This window comes from Pseudoflavonifractor phocaeensis (assembly GCF_038439875.1).
Lineage (GTDB): Bacteria > Bacillota > Clostridia > Oscillospirales > Oscillospiraceae > Vermiculatibacterium.
Map to the genome: position 1 here is coordinate 228,239 of NZ_JBCDMT010000006.1, position 17,601 is coordinate 245,839.

16 protein-coding genes and 1 other annotated feature are annotated in these 17,601 nt (G+C 63.1%); of the genes, 11 read left to right on the forward strand and 5 right to left on the reverse strand.

What is annotated here, in order from left to right; translation table 11 throughout:
- Positions 1 to 6: 6 nt before the first annotated feature.
- Positions 7 to 270, reverse strand: a complete 264-nt coding sequence (locus tag AAEU42_RS12890) for a helix-turn-helix domain-containing protein (RefSeq protein ID WP_342233971.1) — start codon at positions 268 to 270, stop codon at positions 7 to 9.
- A 115-nt stretch (positions 271 to 385) separates the two neighbouring features.
- Between AAEU42_RS12890 and AAEU42_RS12895 the strand changes: the two genes are divergently transcribed.
- On the forward strand, positions 386 to 658 hold the full coding sequence (locus tag AAEU42_RS12895; RefSeq protein ID WP_342233972.1) for a hypothetical protein: 273 nt from the start codon (positions 386 to 388) through the stop codon (positions 656 to 658).
- Between the two features lie 92 nt (positions 659 to 750).
- Here AAEU42_RS12895 and AAEU42_RS12900 read toward each other — a convergent pair whose 3' ends face one another.
- Positions 751 to 1,182, reverse strand: coding sequence for an aspartate carbamoyltransferase regulatory subunit (locus AAEU42_RS12900; protein WP_342233973.1), 432 nt, complete (start codon positions 1,180 to 1,182; stop codon positions 751 to 753).
- 1 nt (position 1,183) lies between these two features.
- On the reverse strand, positions 1,184 to 2,095 hold the full coding sequence (gene pyrB, locus AAEU42_RS12905) for an aspartate carbamoyltransferase (protein ID WP_342233974.1): 912 nt from the start codon (positions 2,093 to 2,095) through the stop codon (positions 1,184 to 1,186).
- Between the two features lie 111 nt (positions 2,096 to 2,206).
- Here pyrB and aguA point away from each other — a divergent pair, with 111 nt between their 5' ends.
- The 6 genes from aguA to AAEU42_RS12935 all read left to right on the forward strand — a co-directional run bounded on the left by aguA (position 2,207) and on the right by AAEU42_RS12935 (position 11,268).
- A complete protein-coding gene (aguA, locus tag AAEU42_RS12910) occupies positions 2,207 to 3,301 on the forward strand; it encodes an agmatine deiminase (RefSeq protein WP_342233975.1) in 1,095 nt (364 codons plus the stop codon).
- Between the two features lie 36 nt (positions 3,302 to 3,337).
- Positions 3,338 to 4,681, forward strand: coding sequence for an APC family permease (locus AAEU42_RS12915; protein ID WP_342233976.1), 1,344 nt, complete (start codon positions 3,338 to 3,340; stop codon positions 4,679 to 4,681).
- 7 nt (positions 4,682 to 4,688) lie between these two features.
- Complete coding sequence (locus AAEU42_RS12920; RefSeq protein WP_342233977.1) at positions 4,689 to 6,422, forward strand: Na+/H+ antiporter NhaC family protein; 1,734 nt, start codon at positions 4,689 to 4,691, stop codon at positions 6,420 to 6,422.
- Between the two features lie 20 nt (positions 6,423 to 6,442).
- Positions 6,443 to 7,477 (forward strand): putrescine carbamoyltransferase, encoded by a 1,035-nt coding sequence (gene ptcA / locus AAEU42_RS12925; protein ID WP_342233978.1) that lies wholly within the window; start codon positions 6,443 to 6,445, stop codon positions 7,475 to 7,477.
- A gap of 14 nt (positions 7,478 to 7,491) precedes the next feature.
- Entirely contained in the window at positions 7,492 to 8,430 is a 939-nt protein-coding gene (gene arcC, locus AAEU42_RS12930) for a carbamate kinase (RefSeq protein ID WP_342233979.1), read from the forward strand.
- 342 nt (positions 8,431 to 8,772) lie between these two features.
- A complete protein-coding gene (locus AAEU42_RS12935; RefSeq protein ID WP_342233980.1) occupies positions 8,773 to 11,268 on the forward strand; it encodes an ATP-dependent helicase in 2,496 nt (831 codons plus the stop codon).
- On the opposite strand, the gene AAEU42_RS12940 is transcribed toward AAEU42_RS12935, so the two are convergent.
- Together AAEU42_RS12940 and AAEU42_RS12945 are read right to left on the reverse strand one after the other, a co-directional pair.
- The gene (locus AAEU42_RS12940) at positions 11,234 to 11,908 is read right to left on the reverse strand and encodes an HAD family hydrolase (RefSeq protein ID WP_342233981.1); all 675 of its coding nucleotides are present in this window, start codon (positions 11,906 to 11,908) and stop codon (positions 11,234 to 11,236) included. The genes AAEU42_RS12935 and AAEU42_RS12940 overlap by 35 nt on opposite strands.
- A 111-nt stretch (positions 11,909 to 12,019) precedes the next feature.
- The gene (locus AAEU42_RS12945) at positions 12,020 to 12,610 is read right to left on the reverse strand and encodes a DNA-3-methyladenine glycosylase (RefSeq protein WP_342233982.1); all 591 of its coding nucleotides are present in this window, start codon (positions 12,608 to 12,610) and stop codon (positions 12,020 to 12,022) included.
- A gap of 42 nt (positions 12,611 to 12,652) precedes the next feature.
- On the opposite strand from AAEU42_RS12945, the gene AAEU42_RS12950 reads away from it, so the two are divergent.
- The 4 genes from AAEU42_RS12950 (at position 12,653) to AAEU42_RS12965 (ending at position 17,557) form a co-directional block, all read left to right on the forward strand.
- On the forward strand, positions 12,653 to 13,573 hold the full coding sequence (locus AAEU42_RS12950; RefSeq protein WP_342233983.1) for a DMT family transporter: 921 nt from the start codon (positions 12,653 to 12,655) through the stop codon (positions 13,571 to 13,573).
- 33 nt (positions 13,574 to 13,606) lie between these two features.
- Positions 13,607 to 13,812, forward strand: a binding site (T-box leader).
- A gap of 39 nt (positions 13,813 to 13,851) precedes the next feature.
- Complete coding sequence (locus tag AAEU42_RS12955) at positions 13,852 to 14,370, forward strand: hypothetical protein (RefSeq protein ID WP_342233984.1); 519 nt, start codon at positions 13,852 to 13,854, stop codon at positions 14,368 to 14,370.
- A gap of 11 nt (positions 14,371 to 14,381) precedes the next feature.
- Positions 14,382 to 14,903, forward strand: coding sequence for a YcxB family protein (locus AAEU42_RS12960; protein ID WP_342233985.1), 522 nt, complete (start codon positions 14,382 to 14,384; stop codon positions 14,901 to 14,903).
- Between the two features lie 17 nt (positions 14,904 to 14,920).
- Positions 14,921 to 17,557, forward strand: coding sequence for a valine--tRNA ligase (locus AAEU42_RS12965; protein WP_342233986.1), 2,637 nt, complete (start codon positions 14,921 to 14,923; stop codon positions 17,555 to 17,557).
- The last annotated feature ends 44 nt before the right edge of the window (positions 17,558 to 17,601 follow it).

Consider the following 17,601-nt stretch of genomic DNA (forward strand, 5'->3'; position numbering starts at 1 on the left):
CTTTTTTTATTCCTGCTCTGGCTTCTGATATTCCAGCAAGTCTTCGATTTTACAGTCCAGGGCGTAACACACCTTGGCGAAGAAATCCAGGTCGGCCATCTCTATGTTTTCACCCTTGTAATAGCGGTTGATGACATCATATTTTGCGCCGGTAAGCGTCCGCAGACGATTTCGGGTGATCCCACGCTTTTCTAACATGTCGGCCAACTTTACCCTAACGCTGCCATATGCATGGGTTTTGTAGCTGACCACACTTTTGAAATCATCCACGAAATCACCTCTTCTGATAGCAGGTTTATTGTATCAGCGGATTTCCTGTTTGACATTATCCTTATTAAAGGATATCCTTATATAAGGTAAATATGTAAAAGGGGGGGAGAAGGATATGCCAGAAAGAGATGACCAAACTGACCGGGACCCAGGGCAGGCAATAAAGCTGGACCGCTTGGAGCTGGCGGCACAAGCCATTCAGGTGGTGGCCTTGGAAAATCATATGTCGGAGGAGATGGTGCGTGAACAGCTTATGTCTATGATTCTGGAGGGAATGAGCAGTGAGGACCCGGAGGACCAGAAACGGTGGGAGAGAATTCCCAGAGCCGGCGAAATGCCAACACCGGAAGAGTTTATTGCTTTCTGTTCGGAAATGCTTGGTCAATAAAAGAGCGCCTTACCGATTTTCGGTAAGGCGCTCTTTTATCCTGTCTGGATAAAGCAGGAAAGCATTGGTTATCCTACTTCGGTACAGGACTGTCAGACCTTTTTCTTGCGGTCGAAGACCTGGTCGCAGTACTTGCAGCGATAAAGCCCCCGTTCAGCGTCCACCAGCTGAAAGACGTGGGGCAGCTCTTGTTCCACGGAGGTGATGCAGCGGGGATTGGTGCAGTGGATGATGTCGGTGACCGCGGCGGGCAGCTTGAGGCGCTTCTTCTCCACGATCTTGCCGCCGTCGATGATGTTCACGGTGATGTTGGGGTCGATGAAGCCCAGGGCGTCCAAGTCGAGGTCGATGCGGTCCTCGATTTTCATGATGTCCTTGCGGCCGGTCTTGCCGCTGCGGGCGTTCTTGATGATGGCCACGCAGCAATCCAGCTTGTCCAGGCCCAGCACCTTGTAGATCTCCATGCTGCGGCCGGCCTCGATGTGGTCGATGACCAGCCCGCGCTCTACGCTGTCAACATTCATCTCATTCCACCTCCAAAAGCGTCATGATAAGGGCCATGCGGACGTATTTGCCGAAGAGGACCTGGTCAAAATATTTGGCCCTGGGGTCGTCGTCCACCTCCACGGCGATTTCGTTGACCCGGGGGAGGGGATGGAGGACGGTCATGTCCTCCCGGGCCAGCTTCATCTTGGCGGCGTCCAAAATGTAGCTGTCCCGCAGGCGGATGTAGTCCTCCTCGTTGAAGAACCGCTCCCGCTGGACCCGGGTCATGTACAGCACGTCCATCTCCCCGATGGCGTCCTCCAGGCTCTCCACCTCCTGGAAGTCGAAGCCGCCGGCCCGCAGGTCGTCCCGGATGTAGTCGGGCACCCGCAGCTCCGGGGGGCTCACCAGGAGGAAGCGCACCCCCTCGTAGCGGCACATGGCCTTGATGAGGGAGTGGACGGTGCGGCCGAATTTCAAGTCCCCGCACAGCCCCAGGGTCAGGTGGTCCATCCGGCCCTTGAGGCGGTGGATGGTCAGCAGGTCGGTGAGGGTCTGGGTGGGGTGGTGGTGCCCGCCGTCCCCGGCGTTGATGACCGGCACCGTGGCCTTGGCCGCCGCCACGGTGGCCGCGCCCTCCTTGGGGTGGCGCATGGCGATGATGTCGGCGTAGCAGGAGACGGTGCGGGCGGTGTCCGCCACGCTTTCCCCCTTGGACGCGGAGGAGGAATCGGCCGAAGAAAAACCCAATACGCCGCCCCCGAGCTCGAGCATCGCTGCCTCGAAACTTAAACGGGTGCGGGTACTGGGTTCAAAAAACAATGTGGCCAATTTCTTTCCGTCGCACTTATGGGCGAAGGCCTTGGGGTCGTCGACGATGCGGTCGGCCAACGCCAAAAGCGCGTCGGTCTCGTCCACCGTGAGGTCCATGGGACTGATCAAATGTCGCACGCTCATTCCTCCTATCGTATGTATCCGTAATAGGATACACAACCGCGGTAAAAATTGCAAGAGGAAAATTTTACTGATTTCCAAAATTCATTGTGAAGGAGTTTTTACGATATGGCAAAGCGCATCGAATCCACCCCCAAGAAGGACGGCTTCCGCATGCCCGGCGAGTTCGAGCCCCAGAAGCAGATCTGGATGATTTGGCCCGAGCGGCCCGACAACTGGCGCAACGGCGGCAAGCCCGTCCAGAAGGCCTACGTGGAGGTGGCCAAGGCCATCCGCCAGTTCGAGCCGGTGACCATGGTGGTCTCCTACGGCCAGTACGCCCACGCCCGCAACGCCCTGCCCGCCGACATCCGGGTGGTGGAGATGTCTAGCAACGACTCCTGGATGCGGGACTGCGGCCCCACCTTCCTCAAGAACGACCAGACCGGCGAGGTCCGGGCCGTGGATTGGGACTTCAACGCCTGGGGCGGCCTGGTGGACGGGCTCTATTTCCCCTGGGACGCCGACCAGGCCATCGCCCAGAAGGTCTGCGAGATCGAGAACGTGGACACCTATCGCACCCCCGATTTCGTCCTGGAGGGCGGCTCCATCCACGTGGACGGGGAGGGGACCCTCCTCACCACCGAGATGTGCCTCCTCTCCGAGGGCCGCAACCCCCACATGTCCAAGGAGGAAATCGAGGAAAAGCTGAAGGAATACCTGAACCTGGAAAAAATCATCTGGATCAAGGACGGCATCGACCCCGACGAGACCAACGGCCATATCGACGACGTGGCCTGCTTCGTCCGCCCCGGCGAGGTGGCCTGCATCTGGACCGACGACGAGAGCCACCCCTTCTACCACGAGGCCCAGGCCGCCTACAAGACCCTCACCGAGGCCACCGACGCCAAGGGCCGCAAGCTGAAGGTCCACAAGCTGTGCCTCACCAAGGAGCCCATCCTTCTCCAGGGGGCGGACGCCATCGACTCCGTGGAGGGCACCATGCCCCGGGAGGACGGTGAGGTGTGCATCGCCTCCTATATGAACTTCCTCATCGTCAACGGCGGCGTCATCGTGCCCCAGTACGGCGACGCCAACGACGCCCTGGCCCTGGAGCAGGTCCAGGCCATGTTCCCCGAGCGGAAGGTGGTGGGCGTCCAGACGAGAGAGGTGGTCTACGGCGGCGGCAACGTCCACTGCATCACCCAGCAGCAGGTCCAATAAAGAAGGAGGGAAAACCACCTCCTGGGAGGGGATCATATGGAAAACGAGAGGAAAAAAGTAAGTCTTTGGCAGACCATTTTGTTCACCATCTGCGGCATCCTGGTGCTAGACACCTTCGTGGCCCCCGCCATCATCGGCGTCAGCTCCATCACCATCTGGATCGTCACCGCCATCATCTTCTTCATCCCCTACGGCCTTTTGAGCGCTGAGCTGGGCTCCGCCTACCCCGACGACGGCGGCATCTACACCTGGGTCCACAAGGCCTTCGGGGAGGCCCCCGCCGTCCTCACCGGCTGGTACTACTGGGTCAACGTGGCCTTCTGGATGCCCTCGGTGTTTGTGGCCTTCGCCTACTGGTTCTCCTACGCCTTCGCCCCCGACGCCAACCCCTGGATTCTGGCCGCCATCGCCATATTGATGTGCTGGCTCATCGTCTGGATCGGCGTCCGGGGAGTGGAGCTGAGCGTGGCGGTGTCCAACGTGGCCGCCATCTGCAAGGTGGCCGTGCTGCTGATTTTCGGCTTCCTGGGCGTGGCCTACGCCATCGAGTTCGGCCTGGCCAACGACTTCAGCCCCCGCAGCTTCATCCCCAGCTTTGACAACACCACCCAGTATATCGCCGCCATCGTCTACAACCTCCTGGGCTTCGAGCTCATCGGCTCCATCGGCTCCAAGATACACGACCCGGGCAAGACCATCCCCAAGATGACCGTCTTCGCTGGCGTCATCATCACCGGGCTTTACGTCTTCGGCACCTTCGGCATCCTGGCCGCCGTGCCCGCCGCCCAGGTGGACACCGTGGACGGTTTCTACTACGCCCTCCAGGAGCTGTGCACCGTCCTGGGCCCCCTGTCCCGACCCGCCTTCTACGTCATCATCGTGGTGGCCATGCTCACCCTGGTGTCCAACATGGTCACCTGGACCCTGGGCGCCAACGAGGCGCTGGCCGCCGCGGAGCTGGACAAGCGCAGCAAGCTGCTGGGTCACCGCAGCGCCAAATACGGCACCCCCGACGGGCTCTATATCATCATGGGCGTGCTGTCCACCATCCTGATTGTCCTCAACTTCTCCCTCTCCGGGGACGCCAACGAGATTTTCTGGACCATCTTCTCCTTCAGCTCGGTCATCTTCCTGCTGCCCTACCTCTTCATGTTCCCGGCGGCGGTGAAGCTGAGAAAGTCCGACCCCAAGACCCCCCGTATCTACAAGGCCCCCGCCCTTACGTTCTGCGCCGTCATCTGCGAGATTTGCGTGGCCGCCTCCATCTTCTTCCTTTTCAAGGACGCGGGCAGCGGCTTCGCCCTGGGCCTGCTCATCGTGGGGACGCTCCTGACCACCCTGGCGGGCTTCTGGCTCTACAAGGCTGGGGATCGGAAGTAACGCCCCCTTGAAACGCAACTTCTCCCGGCTGGCCGCCGGCGCGCTGATGGCCCTGGCGGCCCTGTGCGTCTGGGCCCTGGCCTCCCCCAATCAGACGGCGGCGGCGGTGGCCCTTTCCCCGGAGGCCCTGGGCCCCAGCCTGGGCGTGGTGTCCCTGCTGCCCCCGCTGGTGACGGTGGCCCTGGCCTTCCTCACCAAGGAGGTGGTGACCTCCCTCCTGGCGGGGAGCGCGGTTGGTCTGGCCCTCCTCATCCACGCCGAGGGCGGGGCGGGGGGCCTGGGCCAGGGGGCGCTCTCGGTCCTCCGGCGCTTGTGCGCCACCCTTTTGGAGGTGCTCACCGTCCCGGAAAACTGCGCCATCCTGGCCCTGTGCCTCATCATCGGGGGCCTCACCGCCCTCATCCGGGCGGCGGGGGGCTTCGAGGCCCTGGCGGGGCGCCTCTCCCACCATGTGAAGACGCCCCGGCAGGCCCAGCTTTTGTCCGAGCTTCTGGGGGTGGCGGTCTTTTTCGACGACTACGCCAACTCCCTCATCGTGGGCCCCGTCATGCGCCCCATCACCGACCGGGTGGGGGTATCCCGGGAAAAGCTGGCCTTCCTGGTGGACTCCACCGCCGCCCCTGTGGCGGGCATCGCCCTCATCTCCAGCTGGATCGCCGCCGAGGTGGGGGCCATTGACGCTGGCCTTGCCGCCGCGGGGGTGGAGGCCTCGGCCTACGGCGTCTTTCTCTCCAGCATCCCCTACTGCTTCTATAACCTCTTCTGCCTCGTCTTCATCGTCTGCTCCATCGCCCTGGGCCGGGACTACGGCCCCATGTACCAGGCGGAGCTCCGAGCGAGAGGGGGAAGGCCGGTGCCGGAGGGCTCCCCGGAGCCCGAGGCGGCGGGGGAGGGGAAGGGAAGCGCCGGCCTCTTCATCGCCGTGGGCGCGGTGGCCTTCCTCTGCCTCTACGCCGTGGTGGGATTTTACCACTCGGGCTACCGGGCGGCGGTGGCCGCCGGCCTGCTGGCCCCCGGTTCCCGCTTTTCCCTGTCCACCCTGGCCCTGGCCTTCAGCCACGCCGACACGGTGGGGGTGCTGGTGGAGGCGGCGGTGCTCACCTCCCTGCTGGCCCTGGCGGTGGGGGTGGCCTCGGGGGCCTTCCCCTTCCTGGAGGGGGTCAACGCCTGGCTCCAGGGGGCGGGGGAGCTGCTGTTCACCGCCGTCATCCTGGGCCTTGCGTGGACCCTCTCCAACCTCATCGGGTCGCTGGGCACCGCCTGGTTCCTCTCCGAGCTCATCGCCGTCAGCCTGCCCTTCTGGCTGCTGCCCACCCTCGTCTTTTTGGCCTGCTGCGTCATCAGCTTCGCCGCGGGCAGCTACGGCTGTATGCTGATGATGATGCCCATGACCGTCCCGGTCGTCGTGGCGGTGCTGGTCCGAGCGGGGGAGGCGGTCCGGGACCCGGCGGCCTTCCTGGCCTGCTGTGTGGCCTCGGTGCTGGCCGGGTCCATCTTCGGGGACCACTGCTCCCCGGTGACCGACACCACCATCCTCTCGGCCCAGGGGGCCGGGTGCGCCCTTCTGGCCCACGTCCGCACCCAGCTGCCCTACGCCCTCACCGTGGCCGCCGTCTCCGCCCTCTGCGGCACCCTGCTCACCGGCCTGGGGGCAAGCCCTGTGCTCACCCTGCCCCTGGGGGCCGCGCTCCTCTGGCTCATCCTGCGCTTCGCGGGAAAGAAAATCGAACGACCCCATTGAATATTCAGGAGGTATTTATTATGGTTCGCAATTTTATCGACACCAACGACTTCACCAAGCAGGAGCTGCTGGACATCATCCACCTGTCCCTGAAGATCAAGAAGTGCATCAAGGCGGGCTACTACCCCCCCCTCATGCGCCGCAAGACCCTGGGCATGATTTTCCAGCAGTCCTCCACCCGCACCCGCGTGTCCTTCGAGACCGCCATGGAGCAGCTGGGCGGCCACGCCCAGTACCTCGGCCCCGGCATGATCCAGCTGGGCGGGCACGAGACCATCGAGGACACCGGCAAGGTCCTCTCCCGGCTGTGCGACATCGTTATGGCCCGTGTCATCGAGCACAAGAGCATCGTGGCCCTGGCCAACGCCTGCTCCGTGCCCGTCATCAACGGCATGTCCGACTACAACCACCCCACCCAGGAGATCGGCGACATGTGCACCATCATCGAGCACCTGCCCTCCAACAAGAAGCTGGAGGAGTGCAAGGTGGTCTTCGTGGGCGACGGCACCCAGGTGTGCGCCTCCCTGGGCTTCATCACCACCAAGCTGGGTATGAACTTCGTCCACTACGGCCCCAAGGGCAACCAGCTCAATGAGGAGCACAAGGCCATCCTGGAGGCCAACTGCAAAATGTCCGGCGGCACCTGGCAGGTCACCGACGACCGGGAGAGCGTCCGTGGCGCCGACTTCATCTATACCGACGTCTGGTACGGCCTCTACGAGAGCGAGACCCCCAAGGAGGAGCGGGTGAAGACCTTCCACGACTACCAGGTCAACCGGGAGCTGATGCAGCTGGGGGCCCTGGACTGCAAGTTCATGCACTGCCTGCCCGCCACCCGGGGAGAGGACGTCACCGACGAGGTGATCGACTCCGCCGCCTCCATCTGCTGGGACGAGGCGGAGAACCGCCTCACCGCCATGCGGGGCCTGCTGGTGTATTTCACCCGCTACCAGCACGCCGGCTCCCAGCTTCAGCAGGAGGCCGTCCGGGAGGAACTGGAGGAGTTCATGGACGAGATTTTCGACGGCGATTACAGCTGCGGCTGCGGCTGCTGAGAGGGGAGAGGCCCATGTCACGCATCGTCATCGCCCTGGGGGGCAACGCCCTGGGGAATACACCGCGGGAGCAGATGGCCCGCCTCAACGAGGCGGCCCCCTCCCTCATCGGCCTCATCAAGCAGGGCCATGAGATCATCGTCAGCCACGGCAACGGCCCACAGGTGGGCATGATCAAGCTGGCCTTCGACACCGCCGCCGAGGCGGGGGCCAAGGTGGCCTCCATGGCCCTGCCCGAGTGCACCGCCATGAGCCAGGGCTATATCGGCGCCCATCTGCAAAACGCCATCCTCCGGGAGGTGCGGAAGGAGGGCATGCCCTGGTACGCCGCCACCGTGGTCACCCAGGTGGTGGTGGACAGGGACGACCCCGCCTTCCAGAAGCCCACCAAGCCTATCGGCGCTTTCTACGACGAAAAGACCGCCCGGGAGCTGATGGCGGCCAACCCCGACCTGACCTTCGCCGAGGACTCCGGCCGGGGCTGGCGGCAGATGGTGGCCTCCCCCAAGCCGGTGGACATCGTGGAGAAGGAGTCCATCCTGAACCTGCTGGACCACGAGTTCATCGTCATCGCCTGCGGCGGCGGCGGGGTCCCCGTGGTGAAGAAGGGGGACGGGGACTACGAGCCGGTGCCCGCCGTCATCGACAAGGACTTCGCCTCGGCCAAGCTGGCCGAGCTGGTGGGGGCGGACTACCTCTTCATCCTCACTGCCGTGGACCGGGTGGCCATCCGCTTCGGCACCCCGGAGCAGGAAGACCTGAAGGAACTGACGGTGGCCCAGGCCCAACAGTATTGCGACGAGGGCCATTTCGCCCCCGGCTCCATGCTCCCCAAGGTCCAGGCCGCCATCTCCTTCGCCCAGTCCGGCCCCGGCCGCCACGCGGTCATCGCCTCCCTGGAGAAGGCTCCCCTCGCCATGAAGGGCGAAAGCGGAACCGTTATCCACGCCTGAATAGAAATGTGAAGGCCGGGCCCCCACGCGGATCAATGCGGGGGCCCGGCCTTTGTATTCCCTTTATCAAAAGATTTGAGATTGCCGGAGCCCTATACGGAGGAAAAGTTAAAAATAAAAGCCTTCCCCTGGGGGAAGGTGGCCCCGCAGGGGCCGGATGAGGGGAAGTTAGGAGGAAAGAAGGGGGTTCCGGTCTGCGGCCCTCCTACCCCCCGCGGAAAAGCCTAAAAGCGGCATGATTTTAGATACTGCCGCCCCCTGAGAGACAAACCCGCCGTTGACCTGGGGCCGGTTCTGTAATAAAATAAGACCACTGTGAAAAAAGAGGGATAGGAGAACATTATGCTGCAAGGAAGCGAAGAACTGCGATTTTGTAAGGCGAGGCGAACGGCCATCGAGGGGGAGTTCTCCCACCTGAACCCGGAGCAGCGCAGGGCGGTGCTGGCCACCGAGGGTCCCCTCCTGCTGCTGGCGGGGGCGGGGAGCGGAAAGACCACCGTCCTCATCAACCGGGTGGCCAACCTGATGAAATACGGCCGTGGCTCCGACTGCGACGAGGTGCCCGGCTGGGTCACGGCGGAGGATCTGGCCTTTTTGGAGGACTACGCCGCCCACCCCACGGAAGAGGGGCGGGCGCGGGCGGAGCAGCTTTGCAAGGTAGACCCCGCCGTGCCCTGGTCCATCCTGGCCATCACCTTCACCAACAAGGCTGCCGGGGAGCTCAAGGATCGGCTGGAGCGGATGCTGGGCCCCTCGGCCAACGATATCTGGGCCTCCACCTTCCACTCGGCCTGCTCCCGCATCCTCCGCCGGGACATCGACAAGCTGGGGTACGACACCTCCTTCACCATTTACGATTCCGCCGACGCCGAACGGGTGGTAAAGGACGCCATGAAGGATCTGCGAATGGACGAGAAGGCCTTTCCGCCCAAGTCCATTCTGGGCTACATATCCAGGGCCAAGGACGCCATGAAGCTGGCCCGGGACTACGCCGAGGAGTGCGCCAAGTCGGGGGATTACCGGCTTCAGCGCATTGCCCAGGTATATACCGAGTACGAAAAGCGGCTCAAGGCCGCCAACGCCCTGGACTTCGACGACCTCATCCTCCGCACCGTCCTGCTCCTTCGGCAGGACGAGGAGGTGCGGACCTACTACCAGCGGAAGTTCCGCTACGTGCTGGTGGACGAGTACCAGGACACCAACAACCTCCAATACCAGCTGGCCTCCACCCTGGCGGGGGGCTACGAGAACTTCTGCGTGGTGGGCGACGACGACCAGTCCATCTACCGCTTCCGGGGGGCCACCATCGAGAACATCCTCTCCTTTGAAAACCAGTATCACGGCTGCCGCACCATCCGGCTGGAGCAGAACTACCGCTCCACTCAGAACATCCTGGAGGCGTCCAACGCCGTCATCCGCAACAACCAGGGCCGGAAGGGGAAGGAGCTGTGGACCGACCAGGGGGCGGGGGACAAGGTCCAGGTCTATACCGCCATGAACCAGGACGACGAGGCCCAGTACGTGGCCGCCCAGATCTTGGCCGGGTTCTCCGAGGGCTGCCGCTGGAAGGATTTCGCCATCCTCTACCGGATGAACGCCCAATCCCGGGAGCTGGAAATGGCCATGAAGCGCAACGGCGTGCCCTACCGCATCATCGGTGGCACCCGGTTCTTCGACCGGGCGGAGGTCAAGGATATGCTGGCTTACCTGTGCGTGGTCAACAACCCCGGCGACGACCTGCGGCTCCAGCGTATCATCAACAACCCGCCCCGGGGCATCGGGGCTAAGACCGTGGAGACAGCCCAGATTTTGGCGGCCCGAAACGGCCTGTCCCTCTGGGAGGTGGTGAGCGACGCACGCCGCTATCCCGACCTCCAAAAGGCCGCCGCTAAGTTGGGGGCCTTCGCCGAGCTGATTCGGGGCCTTCGGAAGGCGGCGGGGGAGATGCCCCTCACCCAGTTCTACGAGGTCCTCTGCGCCGACAGCGGCTACGCCGTGGCCCTGGAGGCCAAGGACACGGTGGAGGACCGCACCCGGCTGGAGAATGTGCGGGAGCTGGGCTCCTCCATTCAGAGCTATCTGGAAAACGCCGAGGAGCCGAGCCTCTCCGGCTTTTTGGATGAGATCGCCCTCTATACCGACCTGGACAACCACGACCCCAGCGAGGACTGCTGCGTCATGATGACCATGCACTCGGCCAAGGGTCTGGAATTTCCCGTGGTCTTTGCCGTGGGCATGGAGGAGGGCATTTTCCCCGGGATGCGGGCCATCGGGGACGAGGAGGAGATGGAGGAGGAGCGGCGGCTGTGCTACGTGGCCATGACCCGGGCCAAGCAGCGGCTCCACATGACCTGCGCCGCCCAGCGGATGCTCTACGGCCGCACCTCCGCCAACCGGCCCTCCCGGTTTTTGGGGGAGATCCCCCCCGAGCGGGTGGAGCGCTCCGGGCGCAACCCCCTGTCCATGGGCTATGAAGGGCGGCTCACCGAGAGCGACTGGCGGCCCGAGCGGGAGACGTACGGCGGGGGTGAAAAAAGGCCCCCGGTGGGCGGATACGCCTCCGGCAGGCCTTCTGTGGGCTATGATAAGGGGTACACCGCCCCGGCGGCGCCCAAGGTCCCACCGGTCAAGCTTCCCGGGATCAACGCCCGTCCTCCCGCCGCGCCCCTCCCCGATTTTCAGAAGGGGGAGATGGTCCGGCACAAGGCCTTCGGCAAGGGCATGATCCTCTCCATCATGAAGATGGGAGGGGACGCGCTGGTGGAGGTGGCCTTTGACAACGTGGGCACCAAGAAGCTGATGCTCAAGTCCGCCGCTCAGTATATGGAAAAGCTGTGAGAGAATCTATGTAGGGGGTAAAGCCCTCCAAAGTCCGTACCGCGATCCGGCTGTTCTCCACCACGTCGACCCAGCGTCCGGCGTAAAAGTCGTCGTAGACGCCCACCACGGTGAAGCCGGACTTTGTGGCGGCGGCGCAGTTGTCGGGGGCGTCCTCGAAGAGGACGCAGCGGCCGGGGGGGACGCCGAACCGCTCCGCCGCCATGGGATAGACCGCCGGGTCACGTTTCTCCAGGCCCGCCTCCTGGGCAAAGAAGAGACCCTGGAAGTAGCCCTCCAGACCGTGGTGGGCCAGGGCGGCCCGGCACAGCTCGGGGAGGGAGGCGGTGAGGAGGGCCATGGGCTCCCCCTTGGCCCGGAAGGCCTCCAGCAGCTCCAGCGCCCCCGGCTTCAGGGGGATGGTGCGGGCGTAGGCGTCATAGGCCCTGTCCCGCCACTCCTCCATGATGTCCTCCGGGTTCTCCTCCAGGCCATAGTGTTCCTTCGTGAACCGGGCGGCCGCCGGGAAGATGGAGTGGCTCACCATCTGGATGTACTCCGGTGTGGAGACCAGGCCCCGCTTGGAGAGGAACGCCTCGTCCACTTGGAGCCAGACGCCGTTGGAGTCGATGAGGGTGCCGTCCAGGTCGAAAAAGATCATAGATAAAACCTCCCCACAGGGCAGGCCCCGTGGGGGCCTTAAAAGTTTGAAGTATCGTGGGGCGGAAGGAAATTCCGCCCCCGCTCCGCCGCATAAGCGGCATTGGCGGTTCTATAAATAGAACCGCCAGGGAAAATCTGCCGCCTCCTCGGCGTAGTCGATGCCGATCCGCCGGCCCGTATGGATCGTTTCGGGCCGCTCCCCGCTGTCCAGCAGATACAGCTCGTCTCCCGAGAGGGAGAGGCCGTTCTGCTCGGTGGTAAGAGAAAGTCCTTTACAGAGTTTTCCCGGCCCGTTGAGGAAATTTTTCCTCTGGTAGGCCGACATTTCATGGACTGTACAGCCAAACCGCTTGACGGAAATAGCGTCGGCGTCGGCCTGGGAGACCGGCTCACCGGCCCGGATAAGGACGGCGGCGGGCTCCCCCTCGGCCTCGGTGACGAAGTTGAGGCAGTGGTACATACCGTAGATGAAATAGATATAGGCCGTCCCCGGCGGGGCGAAGAGGGTTTCGGTCCGCTTGGTCCGCTTATAGCCGTAAGCATGGCAGGCCTTGTCCGACCGGCCCACGTAGGCCTCGGTCTCGGTGATCCGCACCGTGAGGGGCACGCCGCCCCAGACCCGGACCAGATGTTTTCCCAGAAGCTCCCGGGCCACGGTCACCGTGTCCCGGTCGAAAAAATCGGAAGTCAGTTTTTCCATTATGCCACCTCATTTGTGTTATTCTATCATACCGAAAGGGCTGTGACAATCTTGAACGAGACCACCATGCGCCGTTTGGCGAAGCCCATGCTCTTCGCCGCGGCCCTCATCTGGGGCTCCTCCTTCTTCATCATGAAGGGGGCCGTGGACATGATCCCCACCTTCTTTCTCCTGGCCATCCGTTTCACCGGCGGGGCGGTGCTGCTGGCCCTGATCTGCTGGAAAAAGTGGAAGGAATTTACCCCGGACTATCTGTGGCGGGGGGCCGTCATCGGCGGGTTCCTCTTCACGGCCTACTCGGTGCAGACCTTCGGCATCATGTGGACCACGCCCTCCAACAACGCCTTTCTGACGGCGGTCTACTGCGTGCTGGTGCCCTTCCTCTACTGGCTGGTGGCCAAGCGGCGGCCGGACCGCTGGAACATCCTGGCGGCGGTCCTCTGTGTGACCGGGGTGGGGCTGGTGTCCCTGAACGGGGGCTTCCGCATCACCGCCGGGGACGCGCTGACCCTGGTGGGGGCGCTGTTCTATGCCTCCCATATCGTGGCGGTGGCCAAGGTCTCCCCCGGGAAGGACATCTATCTGCTGACGGTGTTTCAATTCGCCTTTGCCGCCCTCTTCGCCTGGATCGGCGGGTTTTTGTTCCAGGAGCTTCCCTCCGCCGCCATCCTCAGCCCCGACCTGGTGCTCCAGATGGTTTATCTCACGGCGGTCTGCACCACCGTGGCCCTGCTGTTTCAAAACGTGGGTCAGGTCTGGTCTGATCCCTCCTCGGCGGCCATCATCCTGTCTTTGGAGTCGGTGTTCGGCGTATTGTTCTCGGTGATCTGCTACGGCGACCCGGTGACTCCCCGGCTGCTGGCCGGATTTGCCCTGATCTTCGTGGCGGTAGTTTGCTCCGAAACCAAGCTTTCCTTTCTGCGAAAAAGGGAGAGGGCGGGGGAGGAAGAACCCATCCCTTGACTTTTTGGCATCTTTCACATATACTAGACAAGTTCAAAGGCAGAGAAGGGGAGCAGTACGCCCCAGGGGAAGCGGAGAGAGGGACCGGTTGGTGCAAGGTCCCGTGACCCTGTCGCGGAAGTCGCCCCGGAGCCGTCGGCCTGAATGGAGTAAGGCCGGACGTATCCCACGTTACGGGCAGAGCGCGGGCGTTTTGCGCCCGAATTCAGGTGGTACCGCGGATTTGATTCGCCCTGAGGCCGAGAGGCCTCAGGGCGTTTTTTGCGGGGAGGGACAATATGCGCTTTCAGTTTAAACTGACCTATGCCTTTGAGGACCTGCTGGTGCTCAACCGGGTTGTGAGAAAAACCTACCGGCGGTGGCCTGCCAGGATCAGCCGGGGGTTTGGGTTCTTCTTGTGCGCGCTGTGCGTGCCTCTTGGCATTTTTTTGCTGTATCTGGGAGAAGTGTTCACGGGTTTCCTGGACCTGCTGCTGGGGCTGGTGATCCTGGCGCTGACCATCTGGTATGACCGGATCAACGCCTGGGCCTCCCGGCGGCTTCTGCTGAAGGACACCGGTGAGATCACCGTGACCCTGGAGGAGGACGGGCTGCTGGAGCAAAGCCTGAAGGGGGAGGCGTTCTACCCCTACGGGGCCTTTATCGGCGGTTTTCACTGCCGGGGGCGGTACCTGCTCTTTTTGGACAAGAAGCACGGCGTGATTCTGCCCGAGTGTGCCGTGACCGCCGGGGACCCGGCGGCGCTGGGCGTTTGGCTCACGGAGAAATTAGGGAAAGAGATCACAGAGGTTCGCTGAGGAGGTTGAACATGGAGTTTCTGGTAAAAACTAACCTGGGCACCACAGAGATCATGGCCTATCAGAAGATCGCGGGCAAGACGGTGCAGAAGGTGAAAATGACGGCCCTCCACTGGGGGCTGATCGGATTCGGTCTGCTGGGGCTCACGGCCAGCGGCGCGGCCTTGAGCGTCGCCCGGGGAGGGGCCGGAGCGGTCCTGGGCATTGCCCTCAGCATGCTGGCCTTTGTCTGGGGCGTCAACTGGTACCGCTATCTGACCTTCAAGACTGCCCGGCGGCTCCCCGCCGAGTTCGAGCAGAAGTTTTACTTTGACGACGCCAGCATGGTGGCCCAGGGCGGCACGGAGAAGGTGGTCCACCAATACGGCGAGTTCCGGGACCTGGCGGAGACGGAGGACTACTTCGTCCTCTTCCTGCACAAGGGGGCCGGATATATCCTGGACAAAAAGGGCTTCCTCACCGGCACCCTGGCCCAGTTCGGGGAATTTATCAAAGAAAAGACGGGGAAGGACATCCCCTTCGTGAAGATTTAAGACAGGAGTGAACCGATATGGCAAAGGAATTGCCGAAGGCATATGAACCCCAGGAGGTGGAGCGGCGCATTTACGAGATGTGGGAGAAGGGCGGCTGCTTCGAGGGGCACAGGGACCCCGATAAAAAGCCCTTTACCATCGTCATGCCGCCCCCCAACGTCACCGGGCAGCTCCACATGGGCCACGCCATGGACTGCACCCTTCAGGACATCCTGACCCGGTTCAAGCGCATGGAGGGCTACGCCGCGCTGTGGGTCCCCGGCACCGACCACGCCGGCATCGCCACCCAGATCAAGGTGGAGGAGGCTCTCCGGGAGAACGAGGGCCTGACCCGCTACGACCTGGGCCGGGAGAAGTTTTTGGAGCGGGTGTGGGACTGGAAGGCCAAGTACGGCGCCCGCATCGTGGAGCAGCAGAAGAAGCTGGGCGTGTCCTGCGACTGGTCCCGGTCCCGGTTCACCATGGACGAGGGGCTCAGCAAGGCCGTGCGGCACGTGTTCGTGAGCCTTTACAACAAGGGGCTTATCTACAAGGGCTCCCGCATCATCAACTGGTGCCCCCACTGCGTCACCGCCCTCTCCGACGCCGAGGTGGAGTACAAGGACAAGCCCGGGCACCTGTGGCACATCCGCTACCCCATCCAGGGGGAGAAGGACCGCTGGGTCATCGTGGCCACCACCCGGCCTGAGACCATGCTGGGGGACACCGGCGTGGCCGTGAACCCCGCCGACGAGCGGTACAAGGACATTGTGGGCAAGACCTGCGTTCTGCCCCTGGTGGGCCGGGAGATGCCCATCGTGGCCGACGAGTACGTGGACATGTCCTTTGGCACCGGCTGCGTGAAGATGACCCCCGCCCACGACCCCAACGACTTCGAGGTGGGCCTGCGGCAGCATTTGGAGACCATCCGGGTGCTGGACGACAACGGGAAGGTCGTGGAGGGCTACGGCCGGTACTCCGGCATGGACCGCTACGAGGCCCGGAAGGCCATCGTGGCCGATCTGGAGGAGCAGGGCTACCTTGTGAAGGTGGAGCCCCACCAGCACAACGTGGGCACCTGCTACCGCTGCCACAACGACGTGGAGCCCCTCATCTCCGCCCAGTGGTTCGTAAAGATGGAGCCTTTGGCGAAAGAGGCCCTGCGGGTGGTGAAGGACGGGGAGACCAAGTTCGTCCCCGACCGGTTCTCCAAGACCTATATCAACTGGATGGAGAACGTGCGGGACTGGTGCATCTCCCGGCAGCTTTGGTGGGGGCACCGCATCCCCGCCTGGCAGTGCGACGACTGCGGGGAGATGACGGTTTCCGAGACCGACCCCACCGAGTGCGCCCACTGCCACGGCAAGCACATCCATCAGGAGGAGGACGTGCTGGACACCTGGTTCTCCTCCGCCCTGTGGCCTTTCTCCACCCTGGGCTGGCCCGAGGAAACCGAGGACTTCAAGTATTTCTACCCCACCGACGTGCTGGTCACCGGCTACGACATCATCTTCTTCTGGGTGGCCCGGATGATCTTCTCCGGGTGCGAGCACACGGGGAAGCCGCCCTTCCACACGGTGCTCATCCACGGCCTGGTGCGGGACGACAAGGGGCGGAAGATGTCCAAGTCTCTGGGTAACGGGGTGGACCCCCTGGTGGTGGCCGAGGAATACGGCGCGGACGCCCTGCGGTTCAACCTGGTCACCGGCAATTCCCCCGGAAATGACATGCGCTTCCTCCCCGAGCGGTGCGAGGCCATGCGGAATTTCGCCAACAAGATCTGGAACGCCAGCCGGTTTGTCCAGATGAACCTGACCATCGACCACGTGGAGATGCCGAAGGAGCTGACCAACGAGGACAAGTGGATCTTGTCCAAGCTTAACGACCTCATCCCCGACATGACCACCAACATGGACAGCTACGAGCTGGGGGTGGCCGCCCAGAAGGTCTACGACTTCATCTGGGACGACTACTGCGACTGGTATATCGAGTTCACCAAGGCGCGGCTCCAGGGGGAGGACCAGGGGGCCAAGGAACAGGCCCAGCAGGTGCTTTGCTACGTGCTCACCGAAACCTTGAAGCTTCTTCACCCCTTTATGCCCTTCCTCACCGAGGAGATCTGGCAGGCCCTTCCTCACGAGGGGGATTACCTGATGCTCCAGAAGTGGCCCGAGCGCCGCGCCGAGCTGGAGTTCCCCGCGGAGGAGAAGGCCGTGGACCTGCTCATCGACGCCATCCGGGCCGTCCGGGGCAAGCGGGCCGAGCTCAACGTGCCCCCCTCCAAGAAGGCCCACCTCACCGTCTCCACCGGGGAGATGGACGTGTTCACCCAGGGCATCCCCCTGCTGAAGCGGCTGGCCTACGCCAGCGAGGTGACCGTGGTGGGCGTGACCGAAGCCCCCGAGGGTGAGAAGGGGATGACCAGCGTGGTCACCCCCGTGGCCCGGGTGTTCATGCCCATGGCCGAGCTGGTGGACCTGGAGAAGGAGAAGGCCCGCATCCAGAAGGAGCTGGAGCAGAAGAAAAAGGCTCTGGCCGGTCTGGAGAGCAAGCTGTCCAACCCCGCCTTCCTCAGCAAGGCGCCTGAGAGCGTGGTGGCCGCCGAACGGGAGCGGGCCGACACCCTGCGGGCATTGATGACGAAATTGGAGGAATCTGCCGCTTCTTTGTCCTAAGCGGAGAAAAAGAACAAATTTGAACAATTTTGTCACACATTTGT

Excerpts from the sequence above, each read along its gene's own strand:
- AAEU42_RS12895 (WP_342233972.1), top strand. The coding sequence starts at position 386 with ATGCCAGAAAGAGATGACCAAACTGACCGGGACCCAGGGCAGGCAATA.
- AAEU42_RS12900 (WP_342233973.1), bottom strand. The coding sequence starts at position 1,182 with ATGAATGTTGACAGCGTAGAGCGCGGGCTGGTCATCGACCACATCGAG.
- ptcA (WP_342233978.1), top strand. The coding sequence starts at position 6,443 with ATGGTTCGCAATTTTATCGACACCAACGACTTCACCAAGCAGGAGCTG.
- AAEU42_RS12965 (WP_342233986.1), top strand. The coding sequence starts at position 14,921 with ATGGCAAAGGAATTGCCGAAGGCATATGAACCCCAGGAGGTGGAGCGG.
- aguA (WP_342233975.1), top strand. The coding sequence starts at position 2,207 with ATGGCAAAGCGCATCGAATCCACCCCCAAGAAGGACGGCTTCCGCATG.
- AAEU42_RS12940 (WP_342233981.1), bottom strand. The coding sequence starts at position 11,908 with ATGATCTTTTTCGACCTGGACGGCACCCTCATCGACTCCAACGGCGTC.
- AAEU42_RS12915 (WP_342233976.1), top strand. The coding sequence starts at position 3,338 with ATGGAAAACGAGAGGAAAAAAGTAAGTCTTTGGCAGACCATTTTGTTC.
- AAEU42_RS12935 (WP_342233980.1), top strand. The coding sequence starts at position 8,773 with ATGCTGCAAGGAAGCGAAGAACTGCGATTTTGTAAGGCGAGGCGAACG.
- AAEU42_RS12945 (WP_342233982.1), bottom strand. The coding sequence starts at position 12,610 with ATGGAAAAACTGACTTCCGATTTTTTCGACCGGGACACGGTGACCGTG.
- arcC (WP_342233979.1), top strand. The coding sequence starts at position 7,492 with ATGTCACGCATCGTCATCGCCCTGGGGGGCAACGCCCTGGGGAATACA.
- AAEU42_RS12955 (WP_342233984.1), top strand. The coding sequence starts at position 13,852 with ATGCGCTTTCAGTTTAAACTGACCTATGCCTTTGAGGACCTGCTGGTG.
- AAEU42_RS12960 (WP_342233985.1), top strand. The coding sequence starts at position 14,382 with ATGGAGTTTCTGGTAAAAACTAACCTGGGCACCACAGAGATCATGGCC.